Source organism: Geovibrio sp. ADMFC3, from assembly GCF_054687035.1.
On record NZ_BAAFZG010000002.1, the window covers coordinates 635,413 to 655,206 of the forward strand.

18 protein-coding genes are annotated in these 19,794 nt (G+C 42.4%); 7 read left to right on the plus strand and 11 right to left on the minus strand.

Features of this window, described 5'->3' with window-relative positions; translation table 11 throughout:
- Positions 1–22: 22 nt before the first annotated feature.
- Both ACYRYY_RS03295 and ACYRYY_RS03300 read right to left on the minus strand, forming a co-directional pair.
- Positions 23–421 carry a thioredoxin family protein gene (locus ACYRYY_RS03295; RefSeq protein WP_460214067.1) on the minus strand — a complete coding sequence of 133 codons (399 nt, stop codon included), beginning with the start codon at positions 419–421 and terminating at the stop codon, positions 23–25.
- Positions 422–482: 61 nt separating this feature from the next.
- Positions 483–692 (minus strand): hypothetical protein, encoded by a 210-nt coding sequence (locus ACYRYY_RS03300; RefSeq protein WP_460214068.1) that lies wholly within the window; start codon positions 690–692, stop codon positions 483–485.
- A gap of 152 nt (positions 693–844) precedes the next feature.
- Here ACYRYY_RS03300 and ACYRYY_RS03305 point away from each other — a divergent pair, with 152 nt between their 5' ends.
- From ACYRYY_RS03305 to ACYRYY_RS03315, 3 genes are all read left to right on the plus strand, one after another.
- Positions 845–2,476, plus strand: coding sequence for a methyl-accepting chemotaxis protein (locus ACYRYY_RS03305; protein WP_460214069.1), 1,632 nt, complete (start codon positions 845–847; stop codon positions 2,474–2,476).
- Between the two features lie 147 nt (positions 2,477–2,623).
- Positions 2,624–3,070 carry a hypothetical protein gene (locus ACYRYY_RS03310; RefSeq protein ID WP_460214070.1) on the plus strand — a complete coding sequence of 149 codons (447 nt, stop codon included), beginning with the start codon at positions 2,624–2,626 and terminating at the stop codon, positions 3,068–3,070.
- A 93-nt stretch (positions 3,071–3,163) separates the two neighbouring features.
- Positions 3,164–3,625: a hypothetical protein gene (locus ACYRYY_RS03315; protein ID WP_460214071.1), complete on the plus strand. Its 462-nt coding sequence runs from the start codon at positions 3,164–3,166 to the stop codon at positions 3,623–3,625.
- On the opposite strand, the gene ACYRYY_RS03320 is transcribed toward ACYRYY_RS03315, so the two are convergent.
- A complete protein-coding gene (locus ACYRYY_RS03320) occupies positions 3,626–3,826 on the minus strand; it encodes a YjfB family protein (protein ID WP_460214072.1) in 201 nt (66 codons plus the stop codon).
- A 103-nt stretch (positions 3,827–3,929) separates the two neighbouring features.
- Complete coding sequence (locus tag ACYRYY_RS03325) at positions 3,930–4,301, minus strand: hypothetical protein (RefSeq protein ID WP_460214073.1); 372 nt, start codon at positions 4,299–4,301, stop codon at positions 3,930–3,932.
- Positions 4,302–4,652: 351 nt separating this feature from the next.
- Here ACYRYY_RS03325 and ACYRYY_RS03330 point away from each other — a divergent pair, with 351 nt between their 5' ends.
- Genes ACYRYY_RS03330 through ACYRYY_RS03340 form a run of 3 tightly spaced genes read left to right on the plus strand, consistent with a single transcriptional unit; the run spans position 4,653 to position 11,313 of the window.
- Positions 4,653–5,711 carry a glycosyltransferase family 9 protein gene (locus tag ACYRYY_RS03330; protein ID WP_460214074.1) on the plus strand — a complete coding sequence of 353 codons (1,059 nt, stop codon included), beginning with the start codon at positions 4,653–4,655 and terminating at the stop codon, positions 5,709–5,711.
- 38 nt (positions 5,712–5,749) lie between these two features.
- Positions 5,750–8,359 (plus strand): PD-(D/E)XK nuclease family protein, encoded by a 2,610-nt coding sequence (locus tag ACYRYY_RS03335; RefSeq protein WP_460214075.1) that lies wholly within the window; start codon positions 5,750–5,752, stop codon positions 8,357–8,359.
- Complete coding sequence (locus ACYRYY_RS03340; RefSeq protein ID WP_460214076.1) at positions 8,359–11,313, plus strand: UvrD-helicase domain-containing protein; 2,955 nt, start codon at positions 8,359–8,361, stop codon at positions 11,311–11,313. The genes ACYRYY_RS03335 and ACYRYY_RS03340 overlap by 1 nt, the downstream gene beginning before the upstream one ends.
- Before the next feature lie 2 nt (positions 11,314–11,315).
- On the opposite strand, the gene ACYRYY_RS03345 is transcribed toward ACYRYY_RS03340, so the two are convergent.
- The 4 genes from ACYRYY_RS03345 to ACYRYY_RS03360 all read right to left on the minus strand — a co-directional run bounded on the left by ACYRYY_RS03345 (position 11,316) and on the right by ACYRYY_RS03360 (position 13,634).
- On the minus strand, positions 11,316–12,098 hold the full coding sequence (locus ACYRYY_RS03345; RefSeq protein WP_460214077.1) for a DODA-type extradiol aromatic ring-opening family dioxygenase: 783 nt from the start codon (positions 12,096–12,098) through the stop codon (positions 11,316–11,318).
- A gap of 207 nt (positions 12,099–12,305) precedes the next feature.
- The gene (locus ACYRYY_RS03350; RefSeq protein WP_460214078.1) at positions 12,306–12,719 is read right to left on the minus strand and encodes a hypothetical protein; all 414 of its coding nucleotides are present in this window, start codon (positions 12,717–12,719) and stop codon (positions 12,306–12,308) included.
- 245 nt (positions 12,720–12,964) lie between these two features.
- Positions 12,965–13,150, minus strand: a complete 186-nt coding sequence (locus tag ACYRYY_RS03355) for a hypothetical protein (protein WP_460214079.1) — start codon at positions 13,148–13,150, stop codon at positions 12,965–12,967.
- A 184-nt stretch (positions 13,151–13,334) separates the two neighbouring features.
- Positions 13,335–13,634, minus strand: coding sequence for an MTH1187 family thiamine-binding protein (locus ACYRYY_RS03360; RefSeq protein WP_460214080.1), 300 nt, complete (start codon positions 13,632–13,634; stop codon positions 13,335–13,337).
- Between the two features lie 69 nt (positions 13,635–13,703).
- Here ACYRYY_RS03360 and ACYRYY_RS03365 point away from each other — a divergent pair, with 69 nt between their 5' ends.
- On the plus strand, positions 13,704–14,570 hold the full coding sequence (locus ACYRYY_RS03365) for a DUF6731 family protein (RefSeq protein WP_460214081.1): 867 nt from the start codon (positions 13,704–13,706) through the stop codon (positions 14,568–14,570).
- On the opposite strand, the gene ACYRYY_RS03370 is transcribed toward ACYRYY_RS03365, so the two are convergent.
- The 3 genes from ACYRYY_RS03370 to ACYRYY_RS03380 form a co-directional block, all read right to left on the minus strand.
- A complete protein-coding gene (locus tag ACYRYY_RS03370; protein WP_460214082.1) occupies positions 14,567–15,970 on the minus strand; it encodes a capsular polysaccharide export protein, LipB/KpsS family in 1,404 nt (467 codons plus the stop codon). The genes ACYRYY_RS03365 and ACYRYY_RS03370 overlap by 4 nt on opposite strands.
- Positions 15,967–17,232: an oligosaccharide flippase family protein gene (locus ACYRYY_RS03375; protein ID WP_460214083.1), complete on the minus strand. Its 1,266-nt coding sequence runs from the start codon at positions 17,230–17,232 to the stop codon at positions 15,967–15,969. The genes ACYRYY_RS03370 and ACYRYY_RS03375 overlap by 4 nt, the downstream gene beginning before the upstream one ends.
- A gap of 66 nt (positions 17,233–17,298) precedes the next feature.
- Positions 17,299–19,188, minus strand: coding sequence for a putative nucleotidyltransferase substrate binding domain-containing protein (locus ACYRYY_RS03380; RefSeq protein ID WP_460214084.1), 1,890 nt, complete (start codon positions 19,186–19,188; stop codon positions 17,299–17,301).
- Positions 19,189–19,794 lie beyond the last annotated feature (606 nt).

The window sequence follows — 19,794 nt, forward strand, 5'->3', positions numbered from 1 at the left end:
ATCCGAAGCAATTCAGGAAGGATTATATTGAATGTTCCGAAAAAATATCAGTGAAATCTTTATACGAGAGATAACCAAGATGTCTTTTGATTATTTCACCTTCACCGGAGATAAAAAGCTGTACCGGTACGGCTGTGATACCAAGTTCAATGGCTATTCCTGAGTTAACATCCACATCAACAACCTTGACTGAGTACCTGTCTGCTCCTTCAGATTCAACTTTTTCAAGAGCAGGTTTCATTTTTCTGCATGTGATACAGCCATCGGAGCTGAACTGCACAACAAGAGCCTTTCCGCTTTCTGCTGCTTCCGCCTGAAGCATGGCAAGAGATAATCCGCCGTCCTGCTCTGTTCTGAGTGAGAATATCATAATCAGTGCAACAGCGGTTAATACAGCAATAGGAACAATTATTTTTTTCATTCCGACTCCTTTATATATGTTTTTTTGAATATTTTATACATGATTCAGGAAAAAGCAAGCTTTACCATCCGTTTTTTTCTGACGGAAAACCAAATTTTATCACAAGCACGATAACAAGAGCAGCGGCAAATGAGAAAATCAGCAGACGCAGCATATTGCGGTTTGCTGCACTTTCATAGATCCATCCCGCAAGGTTTTGAAAAAACCACCGGAAAAGAAATGTATTTACAAAAATAAAACCAAGTATTTTTAAAAGATTTTTTGCCATCATCCAGCATTACCGCCATTATTGTGAAAAATATATTCTTTTTTTATACAATTAAATAATTATATTCCAATTACCAGTATTTTTAAGTATTATCTGACCTATAACAATGTTTAAGAAAATTAACTTAGCATAAAAACAAAAAACGGTGAAAAAAAATGAAGAACCTTACCATCAGAAAAAAAATAATGGCAATCCTCATCATCGGAAGCGTACTTTTTCTTGTCCTCGGTTTTTATAATAACCTTACCATCAGAAAACTCAATACTCTTACTTTAGATCAGAGAGCATCATTTGATAAATCAACTGCACTGCGCAACCTGGAAATGACTAATCTGAAACTGAACCTTCTGGCTATGGATATTATTGTAGACAGGCTTGACGGCTTTGTTGATGAAGAAAGGCTCAGGGAACTCAAAGGAGTTCTCGCCGATTACAACAGAGACAAAGCAATGATAGACAGCTTTGTAAAAGATGCCGAAACAGCAGAGAAAACCGCCGATATTTATAAAAAATTCGACAAGCTATACTCACTTGTAAGCACTGACCTTATAAAGGCAGTCGAAGGGAGGGAAGGAAACGCGGTATTCGACACTTTTGATAATATAATAGACGATACAAGCTCAGCAATAGATGATCAGCTCAAAGAAATTATTGAACTGGTAAATACTGAAGTCGGAAAAATAGCAGCTGATGCAGCCTCAATCAGTAAGTCATCTGTGCTTAACAGCCTAATAATAATGTTTCTTATAATTGCCGTTAACACCGCCGTAACTCTCGTTGTTTCTGCCTCGATCATAAAATCAGTCAGAACTATCACCGTGACTGCACGGGATCTTGCTGAAGGCGAAGGTGACCTCACGAAAGAGATACGTGTGGATGCTTTTGATGAAACAAAGATTCTTGCTGACTATATCAACATATTTATCATGAAAGTACGTGACACTGTACAGAACATTCAGAAATCCTCTGAGTCTGTCTCAGCAGGAGCAAGCGAGCTTGCAGCGTCCACCGAGCAGCTTTCAAACACAATGAGCCAGCAGACTTCTCAGGTGTCAAGCATAGCTGCCTCTGTGGAGCAGATGGCGTCAACATCCAAGGAAATAGCAGTAAATGTTGGCGAGGTTCTTCAGAGATCACATGAAGCCAATAACCTCACGGAAGACGGCAAACACAAACTTGATTCAGCAGTGAAAGATATAGCTGAAATCAAGAAAAGCGTTGAGGAAATGGCGAAAACAATCAATGAGCTGTCCGGTTCATCCGAAAGAATAGGAGATATTCTTGACGTGATAAATGATATTGCTGATCAAACAAACCTTCTGGCACTCAACGCAGCAATAGAGGCGGCCAGAGCAGGCGAAGCCGGCAGAGGCTTTGCTGTTGTTGCCGATGAAGTGCGCAAGCTCGCAGAGCGCACCCAGAGCGCAACAGGGGAAGTCGGAGGAATAATCTCAACTCTCAGAAAAGAAACCGAAAACGCATCAAGCAATATGAATAAAGCAGTTAGTGCCGTGGGCAAGGGAGTTAAAACAATATCCGATACTGGAGAGATATTTGAACAAATTATGATTTCTGTTAAGGATATATCTCTGAATAACAGTGCAATAAGCAGTGCAGTAAACGAAGAAAGCGACGCTGTGGATTCTGTAAATGACAATGTTCAGATGATTTCTTCCGGCTTAGAACAAAGCAGTATAGCACTTGCGGAGATATCACACACAGTGAGTGACCTGCAAATGCAGTCTGAAGATCAGTATAGAGTTGTAAACCGTTTCAAAGTAGTGTAAATATTTATCCGCTGTTTTTTGCAGAAAAAAGTGAAGTTTTCACATTTTCTGCCGAAAAAATAAACGGATCATTTTTTTTATACTACATTCACAGGTGAAAGACAGTTGCTGAAAGTCTACCATCGTTTAATGATTTTGCTGGTGACAATGCTTTTTACAGTTTCATGCGGAGGAACAAACGGAAGCGCTTCCTCCCATACAACTGAAGCCGGAACTATTCCTGTTTCATCAAGCACGGCAGGCAGCTTCCACGGAACTTACAGACTCTCAGACATCTATTCTGCTGATCTCAGCATTGTAAGGGCTGAAGGAGTGCAGTATATTGATACGGTGAAAAACAAAGTCAGAATTGAAATAGAGATAGAAACTTTGCTGGACAGCTACAAAATTGAGAGAGAGTACCCTATTGAGTTCGGCAAATCCTCCTTTATGCTGACTTCGGTATCTGCCGAAAAATATGAGTCTGAAAACTCGTCCGCCAAAAAGTCCTACTTCATAGACACGCATTATCTTGCAGAAATGCCCGACTTTCTTGCTCTTCTCAATATTGAATGGCAAAAAATATCAAACAGCACTGCAGAAATAAAATTCTAAAAATAATCCAATGCCGCTTTTGCTTAAAGCGGCATTTTTTTCTTTCATCTTCGTGCTTTAAATAATATCATATCACTGAAGGAAGGTGAAAAAATGACCAAAAAACTTATTCCGCTTTTCATAATTATTCTTCTCACGGCAGCCTGCGCCCGCATGGCAAACTATTACGCCTCAAATGTCAGCGTTAAAATAGAAAATGTTGAGATAAAAAACAAAGCAAGCTTTGATAAAGTCGATCTGGGCGTGGATCTCCTTATAAAAAATGAAAATATGTTTCCGGTTTACATAACAGGATTCACTTATAATATACTGATGGGGAAATCAATTGTCGCTTCAGGCAAAAACCCTGATAACAAAAGCTTCGCCATAGAAGAAAAAGAAACAGGAAACCTGTCATTCAATATGACAATATACCCCAAGAGGGCAGGACAGGAATTTATTAAGGCGTACCTTGCAGAAGACGCAGAAATGAAAATATACGGAAAGGTTTACGCAACCTCTGATCTGGGCAGTTTCAGTTTTAATTATTCACACACCCATAAACTGAAAAAATAATCAGGCTATAACATCGAGGAGATTACCCTTTTCACCGCCGGAATTTTTGGGCAGTTCGGCAGCCTGCAAAAGCTTAAGCACTGCCTGACCCTGAGTTTCCTGAAGATCAAGTGCCTTTTTAGCGACTGTCACGGACGCCTGCATTGTATACTCAGCCTGTGACATCTGTGTGAATCCTGAAGCAAGTGAAGCAACATCCATAATTTTCTCCTTATTCTTCTTTTATCGGCAGGAAATCAGTTTTCTTAAGCAAAAAAAGGGAGCCTCACGACTCCCCTCTTAAGTTCAGGCTGTTTATTTATTTTTAATTTGCAGTAATGGGTCCGAAAACCGAACCGTCTCTTCTTACATGAAAGTAGAAAACGTTTCCGTTGGCGTCTTTAACTGTTGCCTGATATGATTCGCCTCTGGGCATCACAAATTTGTCAAATTTTTCAATTTTGAAACCTTTGAAATTTTCGGCAACATATGCCTCAACTGACGCTTTTGCCGCTTCTTCTGTCACCGGCTGAAAATCTGTAATAGGTCCACCGTAAGGTCCGCCGCCACATGGAGACTGATATCCAGCTCCGCCACAAGGTCCGCCACCTCTTACTCCTTTTGGTCCGGGTCCATAGGCAAAAGCCATTCCGGCTGCCAGAACCACTGCAAGTGTAAGTAATGCTGCTTTTTTCATTTGTCTTTCCTCCTTGAGCATTAAAATGCTTTTCTCTTTTAGCTCAAGTCGTGCCAAAAAATATGTTTGCAGATAAATAGTTGGTAATGCAGTCATTTATAATTCAGCATAGCAAGCAGAGGTGTGCAGTTTCTGCACAATACTGTGCAGGTATTTCATAGTAAACTATTAGGATTAAAATAATGAAGCAGATCTTGAACAGAAAACACAGCTAAATAGCATTCGGAGTGTTATTAAACAGAATAATGGCACAATGCTTCATCCTTTTTTGCATATGTTTTTCAATAATACTTTCAAATTTTTTAAGTTAAGTATAAAATTCTTTTACCTTCTATAACATGGGAGATAACCTTGAGCAGAAGACCGGTTACTGTTTTTTTTAAACTAGGCGCACTGGGCGACACAATTATGACCACTCCCGCTTTGAGAGCATACCGAAAATCCTTTCCTCATGAAGAAATTATATACATAATAGGCAAAACCTGCGAGGCTGCTCTTCTTGGCAATCCGAACATCGACAGGCTGATAACCTTTGATGATGACGCCTTCTACACAGGCGGCGCAATCGCCCGTATGAAAACTGTCTTTAAAGTCACTGGGCTTATAAAATCATTCAAAGCAGGCAGAATATTCATCATGCAGAAGGACAGCTCATGGAACAATGCGGCGAAAAGCGCCGGAGTTCCTGAACGCTTCGGTTTTGGCGAAGAAAAAAACAAACATCTCACTCATGCCCTTAAAAACTCTGATGACTTCCATGAAGTTGACTCCTATATCGAGATCTGCAAGCTGGCAGAAGGATTCAGACCGGACGGGCATACAATGAATGTTTACCACAGCGAAGCTGAGCCAGAGAGAATTAAAAGCCTGACAGGCAACCTCTTTAGCAAAAAAGTAATAGCTGTTGCCCCAGGCGGACGTTCAGGCATGAAAGCCGAGGATGATTTACGACGCTGGCGGGGCTATCTTGAGCTTATCAGAAAAATTATCAGTGAGACCGAATGCAATATTCTGGTAATAGGCTCACGGAGCGATAAAGAGCTTCTGGACACAAACGGCTTTGACGAGGCAAGAGTTAAAAACCTCTGCGGAAAAATTCCAGTTGCCGGGTCATATGCAGCTCTTAAACGCTGTGCAATGCTTGTTGCTGGCGACGGCGGAGCGATGATACTGGGAGCGGCTGCGGGCATTCCTGTTGTTTCAATATTCGGACCAACCAATCCGCTCAACAGGTATCCCATCACAAATCACCTCAGCAGGTACATATGGCTTGAGAAAGACTGCTCTCCATGTATAAAAGACGGTCACTTCCCCAGAAAGACTGATCATGCCTGCATGGAGGAAATAACCCCTGACATGGTATTTGCCGAAGTTACAGATATTTTGGAAAAATCTCCGCAGAAAGAATAAGATTGAACATTCACCCGTCCGGATGTTAAAATTCACTCATGATCCATGTACACAGAGCCCCATCGGGCAAAGCAGTAATTCCTGTAATTTCAGAATATCTTAAAAACAATAATCTCCTTAGCGGAAAGGTCTGCTGCATACTGCCCACAGGCAGAAACAAGCGCTCTCTGGCACTCAGGTTGAGTCAATCGGAAAAATCTCCGGTAATACTGAGCATCCCTGAGTTCAATTCTTATCTCTTCAGAGCAGAAAAACCTGTTGTTCCCCAAGAGTTAAGACACTTCTATATGAAACAGGCAGCAGAACGCCTCAGTTTGGATGAGAAGCTTGCCCTTTTTAAACGGACCGACCCTGATTTCCTTGAAAACTTCATCACCTTCACCGAAACAGGAAACGCCTTCTTCCGCTTTTTCAGGGAAATTAAAGGCGAACTCATAACAGCAGAAGAGCTTGCCGGGCATGCTTTATATACAGATTATGAAAAACAGACTCACATACTCTATTCCCTGTGGTCGGCGTATGTTTCCGTTTTGAACGAAAACGGTCTGTGCGACAGTGCGGAAATGTTCGATAATCCGCTTTTTAATCAGTTTTTTACGGACAGATTCTCTGATTTTGTGTTCCTTATAACAGGTTTTCTTACACGGCATGAGATACGGACGCTTAAAATGCTTTCCGAAATCGGGAATATCCACCTTTTTCTCCACTTTCTGGGAGAAAAAACAGTTAATCATAAAGAAATTGAAGAAGCATTACAGATAGTAATACAGGATGATGAAAATATTGCGCATCATACAGGTTTTGATGTCGTTGAAACTGGTTCCCGTCTTGAGGAGTATGAATTCATAACCGAAAAAATATATGAAGCGTCAGGTAAAGGGATACCCCTTAACCGCATGGCCGTAATTCTTCCTGATGAAAAAATGAAGTCATACTTCATAGAAAACGATATTTACAACCTTTTCAACATAACATCGGGAATAGACGGAACACACTCTGAAATATATCAGATTACGGACATTTTGAGACAAGCGGCCGAAGAAAATATGCTCAGTCAAGGCTTGGTAGGCATAGAAACCATAGAAAAAATAGCCGTTCAGCCGTTTTTGCAAAAAATAAGTGGTTTTGCTCCCCTTAAAGACAGGATAAAAGATCTCATAGCCTTGAAACGGCTTGCTGTAAACATAGATGAAATAGCCGGTTTTCCCTCTGTCCGTAAGGTTTTATACCCTTTTTTAAAAGAGACACACTCCACATTGCCGGAAGCTGCACATAAGCTTTCAGCTATTGCTGAAATTTATCTGGAAAACACTGAAGATGAAAGGGAAAAGCAGCATGGAACAATTGTGCTGAAAGAACTTAAAAGACTGAGAGCAGTTTATGCTCCGGTGGATGATTCTCTTCCTCTGCAAACCGCCCTCACCTTGCTTATGAACAGTATAGCACGTCTCAGCTTTCACCGCCCCGGAGGCGAAGTCACTGTTATGGGACTTCTGGAAACAAGGAACATGCAGTTTGATGCAGTATTCATCCCCAATATGAATGCTGATGTTTTTCCGCCTTCAAGTGACAAAGACCTCTTTCTTAATACAGAAATACGCCGCAACCTGCGCCTTCCAACCTTTCAGGACAGAGAACACCTAATCAAAAACTACATGAGCCAGATAATATCTAAAAGTAAATTTGTTTATATATCATGTATATCAAGGGACAAGGGAGCATCATACCGCAGCCCGTTTCTGGAAGAGCTGATAATAAAAAATAAACTGCAGGTACGACCCTATTCCTCATCCGGCTTCCGTATATTTCAAACTTCGGACAAAGGGATCAAACTCCATGAATCGGAGGCGTTTAAAAAAGACACAGCAATAGCCGGAAAACTGAAAAAACGGGGGATCTCCGCCACTATGCTGAATGATTATTTGGCCTGCCCTTACAGGTTTTATGCAAAATATATCATAGGGCTCAAAACAGCAGACAGACCGGAAGACTCCATACCCCCGTATGAGTACGGAAAGACCCTGCACAGCGTCCTTGAGGGAATCTACTCCCTAGGCATACCGGAAACTGTGGATGAGCTTCATAGGCGTGTTTACGATGAATTTCTCCGGTCAATGAGCAGGTTTGATGCATACAGAATTAATCCTCTGGAAAGAGAGCAGGTAAATGATCTTGCTGAAAGGCTTTATAGCTTTGCTGAAAATGAAATACACCGCTTTGCAGAGGGGTGGAGACCGAAAACAGAAGAGGATGAACTTAAAGCAACTATAAACGGAATGCGCCTTCACGGAAGGCTGGACAGAACAGACGAAAACAACGGCAGAACAGCTATAATCGACTATAAACTGAAAACTGTCAAAGAGTTCAGAGATTTTAACCCCGATAAAATAAAAGACGTGCAGATGCCTCTTTATGCACTGCTTTTTTTGTACAAACACGGAAACATGCCGGACGAAATTCTTTGGTATGATTTAAAAAAAGAGTTCAAAACCGTAAAAGCATTTGACGTAAGCTGCATTGATCAGTTCAGAGAATTTCTGGATGGACTGCTGAAAAGGATAGCAGATCCTGAACAGGAATACCCCAGAACCGAAAGGCAGGCGGACTGCCTCTACTGCGATTATTCTGATCTCTGCGGGAGAAGCTAATGAAAAACCTTGATAATAAAAGCAATATAGCCCTTGTGGCATCGGCGGGAACAGGCAAAACATTCAACCTTTCCCTTCGTTATATAAATCTTCTCCTCAGCGGCGCACAGATGGAGCAGATTCTCTGCCTTACCTTCACAGTTAAGGCCACTGCGGAGATGCAGGAAAGAATCATTCAGGTTCTCAACGCACTGGCAGACGGCAACAGGGCGGACTTCAAAGGCGAGCGGCAGATACTTCGTGAGCATAACAGTCTTACAGATGAAGAACTTGAAAAAAGAGCCCGTCCTGTGCGGGACTATGTGCTTAAAAACTTTTCCCAGATGCGGATACGCACCATAGATTCATTTATAAACCGGATTATTTCCCAGTTTCCCTTCGAGGCGAATGTGCGTCCGGGGTTTTCAATTATTCAGGATAAGGAAAAGGAAGAGCTTGAAGCGGAAGCTTTTTTCAGTACATACAATCTTTTTTCCGCAGACATGGGAGACATGCTTAAAAAAGCAGCCCGTGCCCTTGAGCAAACCCCCAAGTCCCTGATGGATGAGATCCGCAAACAGCAGTCGAATTTTGAAAACCAGCTTATAGGTTTACCGGAGCTGGCAGAAAAGTATAAAACAGATGCAGACTTCTTCGCAGACCTGACTAACCGGCTTAATCACCACAGAAAACAAGCTATTGAGGCTTCAATAAAATTCGGAACAGAGCTTTTACAGTCAAAACTCAACGGAAATCAGAAAAAACAGGCGGAAGGTCTGGCAGCGTCAGGCAATCTGAAAAAAATAACAGATACTGCTCTTTACTGCAACTGCGACCCGGTCAGCGGTTATTTCAAAAGCTTTGACTACACTGAAGCTCAGCTTAGGGCATATTATGAAGTCATTGAAAACACAGGTAAATTCCTTGAGGCAAAAGGTGAGATGCTTGTCCGTTTGGCGGTTAAGTTTTACACCATGTTTTTTACAGAAGTGGAACGGATTAAACGTGTAAGAAATGTGCTGACCTTTTCCGATATCACAATGAAAGCATACAGTATGCTGGTTGAGAACAATATAGCAGAGGATACGGAATACCTTTATTTCCGTCTGGACGGCAGAATACTCCACATACTAATAGATGAGTTTCAGGATACCAGCCTTGCCCAATGGAAGATTCTTGAGCCGCTTGTTCAGCAGGCCCTTGCCGGAGTCGGTCAGCAGGATGCTGTGAAATCATTCTTTTATGTAGGCGACCCTAAACAGACTCTTTATAGGTTCAGGGGCGGAGAAAGCAGGCTTTTTGACACTGTAACAGAGAGCTACAGTGATTTTATAAACGAACAGAAACTTGATGTAAACTACAGAAGTGCGAAAGCAGTGATGGATTTTGCCAATGTTCTTTTTGACAGGTTTAAAGACGAAACTTTCAAATATTCCGAACAAACCGGACATAGTGATGAAAGCGGACGTGTTTCTGTGGAAATAATTGAGAAAGATACTAACCAGGAATACATGCTTAAATGCGTTGAAGACCTCATGAAACGAGGATTCAGAGCATCTGATATTGCGGTCCTCACCGAAACTAACAGCAAGGCGGACTCCTGCACCGAATATCTTAATGAAAACGGGATCCCGGCACGGAGCGAAACGAGACAAAAGCTCACAGACTCAGCACCATTCAAAATAATAATGAACATTTTCAACCACATATTCTACGGTGACAGTCTGAACGCATTCGCCTTCCATATGACAGAACCGGCAGTAAGCACTGTTGAAGAAGCAGCCAAGGAAGGCTTCTGCGAAAAGATTCAGGCAGAGCTGGCAGAGTTTGCAAAACAGGTAAACGGACTGAACGGTCAGGCAGCCTTCACCAGAGCAATAAATGAGTTTTTTCTGGCAGAACGCTTTGAAGGAGACGCAAACTTCAAAAAGCTGTGTGACATAGCAGTCAGCCTCCATGTAACTGCCAATCTCCCTGCTTTCTTTGAGGAGTTTAAACGCAGGGCAGAATCTGAAAATGCTCTCTCCGCAGGCAAGTCTGAATCTGTTACAGTCATGACCATTCACAAGTCAAAAGGGCTTGAATTTGAGGCGGTCATTATATCTGATCTTGAAATAAGAACAAAGCCTGACGCAAACAGCACAAGGATGATATTTTACTCCGAAAGCGATTCAATGCTTGCTGACAGCATAATTTTCAACCATGGCGAAAAGCTCAACGGGTTTGTGAGCGGCAGTTTCGCAGAAGCTTACGAAGCTGAGGAAAAAGCTGTCTACCACGACAGGCTGAACCTGCTTTATGTTGCTGTCACCAGAGCTAAAAGAGAACTTTACATCCCCATAAAGGAAACTCCGTCAAAAAACACCCTAGAACAAATGATAATGGGCAGTATAGAAATCCCCTGCTCTTTCGGCGTACCTTATACAAAATCCTTCACCCCCAAGACTGAAGAGAAGAAACGGAGAACGGAAAAATTTGAGCCCCGCCCGATTCCGGAATACCCGATTACGGAAGAGAGTGCAGACTTTTATGGCGAAAAGTTTGGGACTGCGCTCCATGAGGCTATTTTCCTTGGGGTTGATTTTAACGATGCTGAAGCAGAAGAAACAAGCCGCTTCTCTGTGATGAAACACTCTCCTTACCTTACCGATGAAGAAGGGGAAAAGATAAAAAACTATCTCCTGCTGCTGTATTCCGATCCGCTTTTCAGAACAATCACCGCTGATGCTGAAATATTCAGAGAAAGAAGCTTTTTTGACGGCACAGGGATAAAGACTGTGGATTTTTATTCAGTGACAGAGGACGCCGTATGGTGTCTCGACTTTAAAACAGGTGACATAAAGCCCCACATGGCTGAATATACTGAACAAATAAACGAATATGCCGGAATATTAAGCGCACTTTATAAAAAACCGGTCAAAAAATATCTTGTAAACTTCGTTTCCGGTTCGCTGGAATGGGTTGAGATAAAATAGCCCTAGTCATTCCAGATATATGCCGCCATTGATATAATTCCATAGGCTATTTCATCGTGAATCTTTTCCGCAACACCGCTTTCAGACATTCCCAAACCTATAAAAAGCGGATTAATATGATCAGGCGTGGGATGGTTATGCTTGGCTTCCGGTGCGCTTGCCATGTAGTCCAGCAACTTTTCACGCTCTCCCGCTGCAAGCATATTTTCAAGCCATTTATCAAACTCTTCAGCATATGGGACAGGTTCGGACACAGCAGGATAATTCCCAAAATCATAGAGGTTATGGGTTGCACTGCCGCTGCATATTACAAGAACACCCTCTTCCCTCAAAGATTTCAGTCTTTTGCCTGTTTCATGAAGCTCAGTCGGTGAGGCGCCTCTTTTTATGGAAAGCTGGAAGGACGGAATATCCGCATCAGGGTACATACACATAAGAGGAACCCATGCTCCGTGGTCAAGCCCTCTTTCAGCTTTTCGGCATTCTATTCCGCTGTTGTTAAGGATTTCAGCTGTTTTTAAAGCCAGCTCTGGAAAGCCTGCCGGATTGTATTTGAGTTCATAAAAGCGGCGTGGAAAACCGTAAAAGTCATAAATTGTTTCCATTGAAGGTGAGACAGAAACCATGTGAACAGGCGGCTCCCAGTGTGCAGAAACGCATATTACCGCTTTAGGGCGGGGAAGCTTAGTGCCGAGTGTGCGGAAGAAGTCCGCAGCTTTTGTTCCGTCATCAAGAATTATAGGCGCACCGTGAGATATAAATACAACCGGCAAGATATTTTTCATATGTCATTCTCCATCGTCTTAAACATATAAAAAACATATGATATAAACAAGGAAAAAAGGAAGGGGGCGCATCGCTGCACCCCCAGGACAGTATTTACGTGATTTTTCAACCACGCTTTCGACGCCGTTGTCAATGTTTCCCCTGCTGCCGCAATTTAAAACTTACGCCCTCCGTGTTCGGGAGAGGCGGCACGGGCTGAAATCCTTTTAAAGATTTCTGAAACGAAGAAGAAGCTCGCGGATTCTTTTTGAATAATCCTCTCCGATTCCGTTTTCTGACAGTCTTTTCATGCGTTCTATCTGATAATCCACATATTCCGCAAAACTCAGACCGCCTTCGGCGAAATCCGCTTCTGCCATATCTGAAAAAGGGAAAGAAACCTTGCGCTGCTCTGCCGCTGTTTTAGGCAGTTCTATCAGAACAAGATGCAGATAGTTAAGCTCTTTCATATTGATCTCGTCATCTGCTACGAGGTCAATGAGTCTGGTTATTACCTCTGCGGGAAAGTCTTCAGGATACCTGTAAACTCTGTCGCAGTACCTTATCTCTGATACAGGGATAAGCCTTGCCTTACGCCTCTCTTTAACAAGTGTTGTTTTAACATCTTCGGCGGTTTGCATCGTTTTACCCTGCCCTTTTTCAGTCTTATATTGTTCAAAGCAGGAATCATGCCAAAAAAATCAGGAAAAAATTGCCATTGAGCTGCAAAAAGGAAGGGCTCCTGCGGAATAAATCCGAGGAGCCCGTTAACCCGCGGCTTTATACAAAGCCGTATAACTCATATACCATTCAGGGTAATTCAAATATAGATATCACTATATGTCAGATCAATCCTTGTAACTTCAGATATAGGTATTGCGATATGTCAGATCAATCTTTTAGCTTTAGTCAAAACAGTTTCAAGGTCCTCCGCCAGTCTGTTAACAACAGCGCATCCATCCGGCTCCTGAGAGGCAATCTCCCTGCATTTTGCAAGAACTCTTTCGAGCCGGTCAATTGGGGCGGAGCTTTTTATATCATCATTCAAAGTATCTTCTTCAGACCAGTGCATGACACATCTCCCGTCTTTACCTAATCGGTTGCCGGGTTCATGTCTTAAACGCCTTAGCCGAACAGGTGTTCAGTTACTAGCACTCATAAGGTAAAATGCGGGTAAAGAACGGCGGTTTGAAACAGAAATACTTATAAAAAGTGAAAAATGATGTATATCCCGTAAAAAGAACGGAACAATTTTCCTACAGGTCTATTTTTTCCATCACACTCTCAACTTTCCGGCTCATTCCTGTTTCCCTGTTTCTGCGGTAATCCATCTTAATGGCTATTGATATACGGCTGCAGTCTCCAAGCTCTTCCACTGCGGCATTGATAACCCCAAGCACATCGGATGGTTTATCCCCTTCGATTATTGTGCCCATGGGCGTAAGCCGCCACTCAAGACCGCTGTTTTTAATAACCTTAACCGCCCTGGCAACATACTCGGACACACTTTCCCCTTCACCCAGCGGTGTTATGGATACAAAAGCCATAGCGCTCATGATACGCCTCCTTTATTTTTCTCAACTTTGCTGATAGTATAAACTTAATTTAATGTAATGAGGAAATAAATGACTGAAAAAAAACGGATCAACGTAAACTTCTTTAATATAGAATCACAGGAGGACGGGGTTTTCATGACCCTTTCCGAAAAACTTTCCACCCTTTTTGACAGCGGCATGGACTACGGCTTTTTTGAAACAAAAAGCCGGGAAATAATGTTCAAACTGTTTGAATCATTTGAGGTTAACAGTTATCCCGCCTACCTTTTCGGACTCATAAAAGAGAAATCAAACTGGCCTGTGTGGTATGACAGAAACGGAGAACTGAGCGAGGTTCCGCTCAACTCCGGTACTCTGGGCGACATAACCTACGGACTCGCACTCCCGCAGGACAGACTTATCCTCACCGCATCAGGCACAGCAGGCAAAGGTGCTTTTACGGAGTTTCTCAGGTGGCTGGCAGATGACAATACCGTTATTCTTGACCCTGTCTTCATAAACGACGCCTACAACAAGATACAAAACTGGGAAGTTTTCAGAAAATTTGAACTAAGTGTTGAAGCCCCCACGGCGGATTTTGTCGATACTGTTCTTACCAGCGAATCAGGACGTGAACTCGGTTCGATCATGGGTACTCTGGAAGGACTGAAAATGGATATAACCGTCAGCATGGGCAACACAAAGGGGAGCATGTCCGCACCTCAGCTTAAGGCGCTTCTCGGAGGGATTCTCTCAGATAACTATGCCAGAAAGCTCACAATCACAGGCAAAGGGTTTGAGGACGAAGCAAGCGAAAGCATAGATGTAATGAGCGCAAAACTTAAATACTCGGCGGATGTTGCAGTAAGCAAAACATACCTTAGCCCCGATGAGGCCCGCACAGCTTTTCTTGAAGGATATTACAATAACCAGCAGTATCTTGTGAAAGAGGACTAACGGACTATCTCCGGTTTTTCATTCTTAATATGATGCAGGACAGCGTTAAAACCTTTGGCGGCGGTTTTAAAGTTTCCCTCCTGCACATTTGAATCGCTGACCTCACGTCCGTAGACTGAACCCTCGAATGAGTTTTTTATCACTCTGGCAAGGAAAGCCGTGCATGCTGTTCTGTCCGGTTTTCTGTTTGAATTCATACACTTTTCCAGAATATCAGGCAGCTCCTCCTGACTTTTGCACCTGTGAACAAGGGGAAGCTCATCGAAAAACATATCTGCAAAAACAACCGCAGGAGTGCCTGTCAGTGCTGCCTGATAAGCCACTGTTCCGGAAACAGTGATAACGGCGAATGCTCCCGCCATAAGTTCCCAGTTGTCTGCCTCAGGATGAACAAGAATAGCATTGGGCAGATCATTTACAGCATTGTAAAACTCCCTGACCCTGTCACCTACCGCCTGTGGATGTTCCTTGACAACCACCACGGCGTCCGCAGGTATTGAGCGGGCGATATTCTGGATTATATGGAACTGATCCGAATTGTACGCTCCTAAAAGATCGATGCTTGCTTCCGGCTGCATATGAAGATTATATACGCAGTATTTCATACCGCTGAGAAAAGAGATATCTTTTGAAAGACGAAGTCTTTTCAGCCTTTTGGCATTATTGCGGCGAAAGATGCGCTGATCAAACAGATAATCAAGATCCGGGCGGGTCATATCCTTATCACGATGAAACATCATATATGACAAATGTTTTGCAAATTTACGCATATTCTTTGCACTGAAAAGAGCGTAGTCACGCATTCTGTGAGCATAATCAGGCACAGGGCGGCGGCTGACAAATTCATCATAAAAAGCTTCTGCTGTTTCAAGGTCCGAGTCAAATGCCGGATTATCCAGAAAAAGCCTGTCCTGAAATAAGCCTTTGAAAAAAGTAAACCTGCCGTTTGGGATCCTTGTGGTCGCAGGAACAAGGTAAGGGATACCGCACTTTTCCGCCGCTGCTGATGCGGCAGCTTCCGCAGCCCACGTCATCTCACCGAATATGACATCCAGACCGTTGTCAGTGATGAACTTTTTTATCATAGAATACACAGCGGCAATGTAAGGATAGCTTTTTTCACGGGGTTTGCGGCGTAAGAGACGGTCGGACATTATTATTGCCGATGCTTTGTACGGTGAATGCTCCTCCATCTCAAGCACGGCAGAGATGTCTGTATCATCATTTGAAGATGCGGAAGCCAAATTCAGTATTCTGCTGTCCTCAACACCTTTTGATTTGAGAAAGTTTATCCAGTCCGGGTCTCCGGTGGCGATCCAGTGGGTGTCTGCGTCTATATACTGAGAAATTCCATAAAAAGTTTCCGTTCTTAAATAGTTAACAACAAATGCCGCTTTCACATGCCGCTCCTGCGGACATCATAAAGGAGTCCGCTTTTAATAATATATATAGTAAGAAAAAGGCTGTAAGCCGCTTCTGATGAAACAAGCGCAAGCGCTGCCCCCTTTTCTGAAAACGCAGGAATAAGCAGAAAAGAGAGGAGGAGTCCAAGCATTTTCGCACCGATAGTCAGATTAAGAAAAGCCTTACCTCTGTCAAAGCACACCAATGTCTGCGCTCCCATTATATTGTTAAGTGTGAAAAAGAAAAGATAAACAGCAAGCATCCGCAAAACAGGTACGCTCGGCATAAATTCTTCGCCCAGAACAAGCCTTACGCCGAAATCTGAGAAAATAAAAATCACCGCTGCAAGAACCGCCGAAAAAGCTGTTACGGCGACGCCCGCCTTTTTGATAAAGATAAACCATTCAGCCTTTGATCTCGCCGCTGTTCTGCGGGAGTGCGGGAAAATTGCCTGAAAAACAGGGGAAAGCATAGCCCGCACAGCATCCATAAGCTTCTCCGCCGAGCCGTAAAATCCAACTGCGGCATCCCCTGCCATGAAGCCAAGGATAAGGGTATTGGTGATCTTGGCGAAATTATCTGTCATTGCTTTGGCAAAATAGATGAAGCCTTCCCTAAGCCCTCTCAATACTTCACTGAAAACAGGGGGTACAAAGGAAAGTCCGAATTTTGCATACACAGTCCAGATACCGTAAGCACCTGCCAGAGTGTAGGCGATGAAATTCGCAGCTGGAACAAGCTCATAATCCGCAACGGTTCTGACAGTGAGGAAAATAAGAAGAAGATACCCTGCCTTAACCGAAACAAGACAGTAAGCAATAAACTTCATCCGCTCCATTCCTCTGTAAAACCATGAGGGAATGAGGATCTGTCCGCAGATCATCCCGAAACTCAGCAGGATAAGCTGACGCTCCTCACGGAACTTATCCACAGAAACAGTAAGAATCAGAATAATTATAAATCCGATACCGCCAAGAATCAGTTTGCCCGCCATAACATTGTGAAATATTGCGGATAACCGTTTTTTATCATGCTGATTTTCGGCTATCTGAATTGTTCCCCACATGTCATAACCGTAATCCACAAGGAATATAAAATATGTAATAAGTGACTGGGCTAAGATAACAAGACCATATTTTGATGGACCCAAAACACGGACAAGATAAGGAACGGCGGCTAAAGATATTGCATATGTAATAAGCTGAAGAATAAACAGGGAAGATGCGTTGGAGAATATCCGTTTTGCGTCCGATTTCATGAAAATGAGATTATATCAGAAACCTGCGGCAGTCAATATACCTCACACACTCTTCATTAATAGAGGCTAAGGATGCCCTTTGAAGTATTTCAGCCCCACAGACAAAAACTTCGACATGTGATTAAGTGCTTTACGAAGCTTTTCCTGATTATACATAGACAGACTGTCAGGGTTCACAAATTTGCTTATACCCTCTCCTGCGTATGCCTGCCTTATCTGCTCATTCAGCGTTATATCCACAAGGATTTCATAGGCGTCCTGTGTCTGCGAAACAAGTTCATCCGAAAGAATCTTCTTACGCCGAAGATGTTTAAGCCGCTCAATAGTATTTAAATCATTCAGACCGCATTTCAGCGTAAAAGCACGGGTGACATCCACAATAAATGCCAGAGCCGCAACCTTCATATTCATTTTTCCGGCATGTTCTCCCTCTTTCTCAGTTATAAACTTGCCGAAAAGATTAATCGGCTTGCGCTGATTAGAATCGTTTTCAAGCATATATATAAGGAAAATGGGCTTCTGGGAAATTTTCATATTAATATACTCCCTGAGTTCCCAGACAAGCTTTTCATCACCTGCAAGCCCGTCATAATCGAAAACAATATTACTCCAGAGGATGCTTTTGCCTGCCGAGCCGTCCACCCAGTTTCTAACCTTGTTTTTCCAATCGGAAAGCCTCATGGACATTTCAGGGTTAGTCACCATAACGTTGCCGGGACATTTTTTGTAACCAACATATTCAAGGCTGTCTGTGAACATAGCCCCGAATTTCAGAAACATTTCAATCTCCTCATCCGTTGCATCATCAGCAAAAATGAATCCGTTGTCCTGATCGGGGTCAAGCATCATCTCTTTACGCCCGCCGCTGCCCATTATAATGAGAGAGTGTCTGACTTTAGTTATATCGAAGCCTGTCTCGGCGGCAAACTTCTCAGCCGTGAGTCTGTAGACTTTTTTCTGTATATTAAGATGCACAGAGGAAATAACGGGCAGAGCATCGTATGTGAGCCTAGAGCTGCTTACAACGCTCTCAGCTATTTTATAAAGACCCTGATAAGATGTACGAAGCTCATCCAGACCGGAAACACCTTCAATATATGTGCTGTGGATTGTGGTATTCCGGAAAAGAGAACGCATTATATCATTATTGGAAATAATTCCGACCGGCTTGTTTTTCATCGAAATAAGGGCATACTCCTGCGCTTTCGTCTGCATCTCACCCAATGCTTCCGCCAAAGGGAACTCAGCAGGCAGCACAAGGGGTTCTTTCTCCATGAAATTTTTCACGACCGGAGCCTGAAGACTGCTTTCAATATTTGAAAGAAACCTGTGAACCATGTGTTTGCTGGTAATAAGCCCCGCAAGGGACTCGTTTTCATCCAGAACAGCAAGGGCGCCGATATTGTGTTCAGACATTATTTTGCCTGCATCCATTACGGTATCTGTTGTTTTTACAGTTATTACAGGGCTTGTCATATAGCTGCCCACGGGTTTATATGTGCGGGATTCAATATTACCCGTACTTTTCCCCGTGACTGCATTTATGCGTCCGGTGACAAGACCATAGAAACGTTCCCTGAAGTCTTCGGAAACCTCCATAAGCTTATATATACTTAACTCAGGTATGAAGATAAGGTCGGAGTTGTCAGATGCCATTGCGCTGACATGATACACAGACTTTCCCACGAAGTTTGAAAGCCCTGCAAAATCACCCTCAGCCGCAACAACCTTGAGACCGGAATCATTGTAAAGCTCCACACTGCCTCTATAAACAAGGTAGACCCCCTTGTGGTAGGATTCGCCTTTCTTAAAAAGCACTTCCCCCTGCTCCACAGATACAAACTCTCCTTTTTCAAGCAAAATCCGCATACGGGAATATTCAATACCTTTGAAAACATAAAATCTTGTGAGTCTGTCCAGAATATCTATTATTCCGTTCATGGAACTGATTTCCATAAATCCTCCGAAACGATTTTCAGCATCAGACTGAATATACAAAATAAGCATGCACAATAATCAACCACTATTCTACATATCGCAAAACATGCCATGACAGCCTTTTTCCTTTGATTATATACATATCGGATTTTTTTAACAGACCAATTTTATACCTTCTGAAAATTTATACACTATTAATCATATAGAGTAAAACAAATATGACTTGTGTTTCAAAAGCTCATTACTGCATCAGACATACATACATAAAACATTAATAAAAAACAATTTTCATTAAAAACTTATTTTTAAACATAAAATAAACACCCGCATTAAACAAACCATTTATGAATTTATTTATTAATCATGAATTCTATACCGCTGTCTCATTAATAATTAATCAAATAACTTTAAATAAACTTACATAGATATTAATTTTTTACACCTTATATCAACGTATTTGTAACATTATACAGTATTTGAATTAATAAAATCTTCTTGACAAATATCACTTATATAATTTAATAATACATACATAATATAAAGTAGTTTTAAATTAAGGCGCATACGGATTTAAACATGTATTAAACCGTATAATTGAAACTGCTTGTACTTTTATACTTTTTC